General features: G+C 40.4%; 8 protein-coding genes and 1 pseudogene. All 9 read left to right on the top strand.

Annotated features, from left to right (window positions below; translation table 11 throughout):
- Nucleotides 1-304: pseudogene (locus tag SSIN_RS08335) on the top strand (cell division protein FtsK); the annotation flags it as partial.
- The gene (locus SSIN_RS08330) at nt 297-728 is read left to right on the top strand and encodes a hypothetical protein (protein ID WP_156956309.1); all 432 of its coding nucleotides are present in this window, start codon (nt 297-299) and stop codon (nt 726-728) included. The pseudogene SSIN_RS08335 and the gene SSIN_RS08330, both read left to right, overlap by 8 nt.
- Nucleotides 728-1,303: a DUF6572 domain-containing protein gene (locus SSIN_RS08325; protein ID WP_037617850.1), complete on the top strand. Its 576-nt coding sequence runs from the start codon at nt 728-730 to the stop codon at nt 1,301-1,303. Before SSIN_RS08330 ends, SSIN_RS08325 begins: the two co-directional genes overlap by 1 nt.
- A gap of 85 nt (nt 1,304-1,388) precedes the next feature.
- On the top strand, nt 1,389-1,556 hold the full coding sequence (locus SSIN_RS10750; protein WP_447466144.1) for a hypothetical protein: 168 nt from the start codon (nt 1,389-1,391) through the stop codon (nt 1,554-1,556).
- On the top strand, nt 1,557-2,444 hold the full coding sequence (gene ifs, locus SSIN_RS08320; RefSeq protein WP_037617848.1) for an NAD glycohydrolase inhibitor: 888 nt from the start codon (nt 1,557-1,559) through the stop codon (nt 2,442-2,444).
- Between the two features lie 161 nt (nt 2,445-2,605).
- Nucleotides 2,606-3,091 (top strand): hypothetical protein, encoded by a 486-nt coding sequence (locus SSIN_RS08315; RefSeq protein ID WP_156956308.1) that lies wholly within the window; start codon nt 2,606-2,608, stop codon nt 3,089-3,091.
- A 411-nt stretch (nt 3,092-3,502) separates the two neighbouring features.
- Nucleotides 3,503-3,709: a hypothetical protein gene (locus tag SSIN_RS08310; RefSeq protein WP_037617843.1), complete on the top strand. Its 207-nt coding sequence runs from the start codon at nt 3,503-3,505 to the stop codon at nt 3,707-3,709.
- Between the two features lie 148 nt (nt 3,710-3,857).
- Nucleotides 3,858-5,612, top strand: coding sequence for an aspartate--tRNA ligase (gene aspS / locus SSIN_RS08305; protein WP_037617840.1), 1,755 nt, complete (start codon nt 3,858-3,860; stop codon nt 5,610-5,612).
- A complete protein-coding gene (locus tag SSIN_RS08300; RefSeq protein ID WP_037617837.1) occupies nt 5,599-6,534 on the top strand; it encodes a YitT family protein in 936 nt (311 codons plus the stop codon). Before aspS ends, SSIN_RS08300 begins: the two co-directional genes overlap by 14 nt.
- The last annotated feature ends 35 nt before the right edge of the window (nt 6,535-6,569 follow it).

Here is a 6,569-nt window from a genome sequence, read left to right as displayed (position 1 = left end):
ACTGGTCATGGAAGAAGGGGTCTTGAAGGAAACCGACTTCCGCTTAGACCACTTTCCAGAGGATTATGATAAGGAGCGGATTGCCCGAACGCTGGCACCGCTCAATCACTTGCAGAATCTCAAGAGCTCTATTCCTGATACGGTGACCTTTATGGAGATGTATGGGGCAGAGACCTTCGATGATCTGCAAATTCCTAAGCGCTGGGGTAAGAATGCACCTTATAAGAGTTTGGCGGTGCCGATTGGCCTACGCAGTAAGGATGATCTGGTACAGCTCAATCTCCATGAGAAGGCACATGGGCCGATTTGGGCATATGGGAGGAGGTAACTTCTCGGATATTCCTAGCGAAGGACCATATACGTACAGTCAACGTTCAATTCCATATGTTGAAAATCTTAAAGCTTACCATAACGGTAACTTTAAAACCGATAGTTATTTTGATAAAATTGATGCTATCAGTGAAGGTGATATCAAGACTTTTAATAGGATTTTGAGAGAAGAAGGAATTGAAGAGGTATCACAGAAAGATTTTGCACGTTATTCTGCTGATTATAGAACTTATTTAGAAAAGACTTCAAATGAGTTAAATATGTCATACGAAGACATTAAATATGGAGTTCATAGGAAAGCAGCAGAATGGGGAGATATGTCAGGTGGTGCTGAACAGATTGTAACACCTTTTAGGGGGGATGTAATGTTAGATTTAGGGATGATGGAGGAATTTTGATGACAAAACAGGAATTATTAGACTTTTTAAAATTTAATAGCAACAAACTTAGATATTATACTGTGTACTTAAATAAAAAAGTTTTAGAGCAGTTTGCGATAGGGTATTATCAGGATTTAAGTGCAAATAGATTTATAGTGTATGAGGTGACTGAACGTCAACAGTTACATGAAAAAGCTAGTTTTGAAAGAGAAAAGGATGCTATTGAAGAATTATATGAGATTGTAAAGTTTAGATGTAGGATTAAAAGTATCCCTATTCAGTTAGATGTTTCAGAAATTGATGCAATCGGAACGAGTGATACAGACTTGGAACTTTTATTAATAGATGGCAATCTTTGGCTTCCAGATACCGAAGAAGAACATCTTTTGAAACTTCAAGAAAAACTTAACAACTATATCTACTTCCTCGAAAGCAAGCAGTATGTGGCACGATACGGCGATAACTTTGATAAAAAAGTCATCCATATTACCTTCCAGTATTCTCCATCTGATAATGGATTGGCCTTTCTCGCAGCGGTTCAGAAAGTGTTACAACCGACTGATATGAGCTTGAAGGTAGAATTACCGGAGTGATAAAGAGAGCGAATGACGCTCTCTTTTTTATGATATAATGAGACTATATTTATAAAAAGATTATTTAGCATTTCTAAATAGCGAACTGCTTATGCCGTCAATTGATATGAAGGGGCATTCTTACGATGAGTTTCTATCCGCCATTGAACGTCAAGGCTATTATGAAATCAAAAATCCACAGGTCTATAAGCCTGGGACTAATGAAATTGTTTCTGTTGAAGGGATTTTTAGAATAAATCAATGGAGTAAATAAATGAAGATATACAAACTCAAAAATAAAGAAAATTATAAACACTTTGTCAAACATTATCTAGAAGTGATGAGGGAAGGAAAAGAAGCAGAAGCTTTTCTAGGAACGGAAGCGAAGTATTGTTTTCGACAACGGGATTCTTATGAAGTGGACAGCACAGATATTAACGTATTAATGGAATATTGCTTATACCCTCTGTATGTAGAAGGTGATAGGGATATAGCGAGAAGAACTTTTGATATCTTGAAAAATTTTAGCTTATCGATTGACTTAGTCAAATTAGATAAGGTGACTGATTATATCTCTATTCAAAACTGGTTTTTAACTGAATATTCTAATCTTCCCTTTGCCATTGAGGCGGATGAATTGGTAAGAAATATTATAGAAAGCATTTCAAAATTATCAGATGAGCAGAAACGTACTTATACTTATGAAAGATTATGTAATGTATTAGACCGTAGTCCATTATACAGACAGTGTGATGAAGAAAAGGTGGAGAAGATTCTCAAGGAATTCAAGGAAAAATACTACAATCCACCAAAGGTAGTAGGTTCCATTAAAACAGTTGAGAAAATTGTACTAGACGTTACAAGTATAGATGCGATGGGTGTTTCAGATGACCATCTAGAGTTGTTGCTGATTGATGAGAATAAATGGATAGAATCTCTGGAAGAGGAGCATTTGTTGAAGCTTCAAGAAAAACTCAACAACTACATCTACTTCCTCGAAAGCAAGCAGTATGTGGCACGATACGGTGATAACTTTGATAAAAAAGTCATTCATATCACATTCCAGTATTCCCCATCTGACAACGGTCTAGCCTTCCTAGCTGCTGCTCAGAAGGTCTTGCAACCGACGGATATGAGCTTGAAGGTGGAATTGCCTGAGTAAAAAGGAGAGCGGAATATAGAGGAGACGTTTGTCTTCTCTTTTTCATTATTAATGAGACTTTCCCCTCCTTTCTGTACTTAATGTTTAATATGGTATAATGGGAAAAGGAAACCCTTTCCGATTAGTACCTTGCGCTTCAGAACTTAGTGCTTGGTCAAGTCATGGGCTTTGGCGTAGGTAAGGCAGGTAATTATCTTGGTGGTAAGTTTGGCCGTAGTGGAGTACCAGACTTGGCAGTAGATCTGCCATCTAGTAGCAAACAGGCAGGCAATCTGGATGTATCGCTTCAAGCTAAACAGCTACCAAAGCTGGATATGGATAGTGTCCATCTGAGCAGTAGGAAAGACCTGCATCTTAAAGCTAGCACGGCTGACATGACCCTCGCTAAACTGAAAAGTCATCCAGCAGTCAGCATAGATGTACCAAAGGTGAAAGGGACATTAGACCCATCACCGAGTCCAACATCAACTCGAGTAATTATTGACCAAACATTGCAAGAGTATGGTGTTTCTTGGGATGAGTTTAATCGACTAAGGAATACGCATGTGACAAAAATGACACAGTCTGAATATGACATGATGATTGTTATTCGTAATGCGATTCCATATCCAAATGCTTCAACAAAAATGCAAAAGATTTTACTTTAAATTCATCTGATAGGTTGAATAATCGTTTTTTATGAATTAGTCTTGAAACGTTTAAATCCTCAACCACCTAATTTAGATCAACTTCCAATAGATGAGAATTAAAGTTATTTTTGATATCATTAAAACGGAAAGAACTTAGAGGAGTTATCAATCTTTCTTGAGAATATGGATGATGTGATTTCCACTTAAGTATATTTAGGTGGTCTGCTTTTTCTCTTCTGTTTCATTTTTGCACCATTTTCTACACTATATCTCTCGTATAGTTTAATGGCACGGCTTTGTATTTTGATCCGCCTCTCTGACTTTATAAGGTTTTAGCTTGGTTAAATTTCACATCTTAAGCAACCTTTCTCATAATTTTTCAACAGTGATGATTTATGCTATACTATTTCTATAACACGGAGGAAAAATATGAAAAAAATCGTTTTATACTCTCTTATCCAAGGTTTGGCCATCTTTGTGATTGCGGGGCTGCTGGCTTATGTGGTGAGAGGAGACTTCTTCTTTCGTTACCTAGCGCCCATCTTCGGACTTGCTGCGGCTGTTTTTCGCTTTTTTACTTCCATGATTGTCAAGAGTTTGGCGCCGACTATTTATCAGGAAGAAGATAAAAAATAGTTTTTTCGACTATCACATACACTTTAATCCGAGTCATCCGCTCGGATTTTTATACTTTATGAAAAAGCAGTCTTTTTCTGAAAAATGCTCACTTTCCCTGCCTCTTTGTGGTAAAATAGTAAAAGAATTAAAATTTTGGAGAGTAAGAATGAAACGTTCAATGTATGCGGGACGTGTTCGTAGTGAGCATGTCGGTCAGGAAATCACTTTGAAAGGTTGGGTTGCTCGTCGTCGGGATTTGGGAGGCTTGATTTTTATTGATCTGCGTGACCGTGAGGGGATTACGCAGCTGGTCATCAATCCTGAGAGTGTCCCAGCAGAAGTTATGAAGACTGCTGAGAGTTTGCGCAGCGAGTTTGTCATTGAAGTGACAGGTAAGGTCGCAGCGCGGGAGCAGGCCAATGACAAGCTGGCTACAGGAAGTGTGGAGCTACACGTAGAAAGTCTGACAGTGCTGAATGTTGCTAAGACGACTCCTTTTGAGATTAAGGACGGAATTGAAGCCAACGATGATACGCGCTTGCGCTACCGTTATTTGGATCTGCGTCGCCCAGAAATGCTGGAAAATTTCAAATTGCGTGCCAAAGTGACCCATTCCATTCGCAATTATTTGGATGAGCTGGAGTTTATCGATGTGGAGACACCGTTTTTGACCAAGTCAACGCCTGAAGGGGCGCGTGATTATTTGGTGCCGAGCCGGGTTAACCAAGGTCATTTCTATGCCCTGCCTCAAAGCCCACAGATTACCAAGCAGCTTTTGATGAATGCTGGTTTTGACCGTTATTACCAGATTGTCAAGTGTTTCCGAGACGAGGACTTGCGTGGAGACCGTCAGCCAGAGTTTACACAGGTTGACTTGGAAACGTCTTTCCTATCGGAGCAGGAAATCCAAGATATTACAGAGGGATTGATCGCCCGTGTCATGAAGGAAACCAAGGGCATCGAAGTTGCCTTGCCTTTCCCACAGATGAAATATGATGACGCTTTGGCTCTTTATGGTAGTGACAAGCCAGATACTCGTTTTGAAATGTTGTTGCAGGACTTGACAGATCTTGTCAAGGGAATTGATTTTAAAGTCTTTTCTGAAGCACCAGCTGTCAAGGCGATTGTGGTGAAAAACGCTGCTGATAAATACTCACGTAAGGATATTGATAAGCTGACAGAGCAAGCGAAGCAGCATGGAGCCAAGGGTCTTGCTTGGATCAAATTCACTGGCGGAGAGCTGACTGGCCCTGTCGCTAAGTTCTTGACAGACCTGTCAAGCCAATTGACAGCTACTTTACAGCTTGAAGAAAATGATTTGGTCCTCTTTGTAGCAGATGCTTTGGAGGTTGCCAATGCTGCACTGGGCGCTCTTCGTGTCCGACTGGGCAAGGAGTTAGGCTTGATTGACCCTGCTAAGTTTAACTACTTGTGGGTGGTAGATTGGCCGATGTTTGAGTGGTCTGAAGAAGAAGGCCGCTACATGAGTGCCCACCATCCATTTACCCTACCAGAAGACCAAACAGCCCATGAGTTGGAAGGAGATTTGAGTAAGGTGCGGGCCATTGCCTACGATATCGTACTCAATGGCTACGAACTAGGTGGCGGTAGTTTACGGATCAATCAAAAAGATTTGCAGGAACGCATGTTTAAGGCTTTAGGCTTCTCAGCTGAAGAAGCTCAGGAGCAGTTCGGTTTCCTCCTAGAAGCGATGGACTATGGTTTCCCACCGCATGGAGGTCTGGCCTTAGGTTTGGATCGCTTTGTAATGATCCTTGCTGGAGAAGAAAATATTCGTGAAGTCATTGCTTTTCCTAAGAATAACAAGGCTTCTGACCCGATGACTCAAGCGCCAAGCATAGTCGCTCCTGCTCAATTAGAGGAATTAAGTTTACAAGTAGAAGTTCATGAAAAAGACTAAGTATTATAAACACTTTCGCTTTTATATCCGTAGATTTGCCTATAATTTTAAATTACTACAAGTCTTGAGAAGTATTTCCAGAGAAAAATATGCTGAAAAGATCTCGGCTTCTGTGCTCTACGGTTTTTTATCCGCTGTCGCAGTTAATTTCTTTTTTCAACCGGGGCATGTTTACTCAAGCGGAGCAACAGGTCTAGCGCAGATTGTTACTGCTCTCAGTACCCGATTTCTGGGTTTCACTATTCCGGTTTCCGTTACCTTTTATGCGATTAATATTCCGCTGATGATTTTGGCTTGGTACCAAATCGGGCATAAATTTACGGTCTTTACTTTTATCACAGTTTCAATGAGCTCGCTTTTTATTCAGTTTGTTCCAGAAGTGACGCTGACGACCAATCCTATCATCAATGCGCTTTTTGGGGGTGTCGTCATGGGAGCGGGGATTGGCTTTGCTCTCAAGTCAAGTATTTCGAGCGGAGGCACAGATATTGTCAGTTTGACCATTCGCAAGAGGACAGGCCGCAATGTCGGCAGTATTTCCTTGATTGTGAATGGGATTATTATGCTGATTGCTGGTCTGACTTTTGGTTGGGAATACGCTCTCTACTCGATGATTACAATTTTTGTATCCAGTCGAGTGACCGATGCGGTCTTTACCAAGCAAAAGCGGATGCAGGCCATGATTATTACCAGCCATCCGGAAAGAGTGATTGATAAGATTCACAATAAACTGCACCGTGGAGCAACCATTATCAATGGAGCTGAGGGAACCTATAACCACGAACAAAAGGCGGTTTTGATTACAGTAATTACGCGTGCAGAGTTTAACGAATTTAAGTACATCATGAATCAGATAGATCCGACAGCGTTTGTCTCCGTGTCTGATAATGTACATATCTTGGGAAAATTTATAGAAGAATAAAATGCTTGTGGCTATTTTCTGACAGCAAATCGAAA

This window comes from Streptococcus sinensis, assembly GCF_000767835.1.
Classification (GTDB): Bacteria; Bacillota; Bacilli; order Lactobacillales; family Streptococcaceae; genus Streptococcus; species Streptococcus sinensis.
This window is presented reverse-complemented; position numbering and strand designations above follow the sequence as displayed.

Bases quoted from the DNA above. Each gene is read 5' to 3' on its own strand.
- SSIN_RS08330 (WP_156956309.1), top strand. From the start codon at position 297: ATGGGCCGATTTGGGCATATGGGAGGAGGTAACTTCTCGGATATTCCT.
- SSIN_RS08325 (WP_037617850.1), top strand. From the start codon at position 728: ATGACAAAACAGGAATTATTAGACTTTTTAAAATTTAATAGCAACAAA.
- ifs (WP_037617848.1), top strand. From the start codon at position 1,557: ATGAAGATATACAAACTCAAAAATAAAGAAAATTATAAACACTTTGTC.
- SSIN_RS08315 (WP_156956308.1), top strand. From the start codon at position 2,606: ATGGGCTTTGGCGTAGGTAAGGCAGGTAATTATCTTGGTGGTAAGTTT.
- SSIN_RS08310 (WP_037617843.1), top strand. From the start codon at position 3,503: ATGAAAAAAATCGTTTTATACTCTCTTATCCAAGGTTTGGCCATCTTT.
- aspS (WP_037617840.1), top strand. From the start codon at position 3,858: ATGAAACGTTCAATGTATGCGGGACGTGTTCGTAGTGAGCATGTCGGT.
- SSIN_RS08300 (WP_037617837.1), top strand. From the start codon at position 5,599: ATGAAAAAGACTAAGTATTATAAACACTTTCGCTTTTATATCCGTAGA.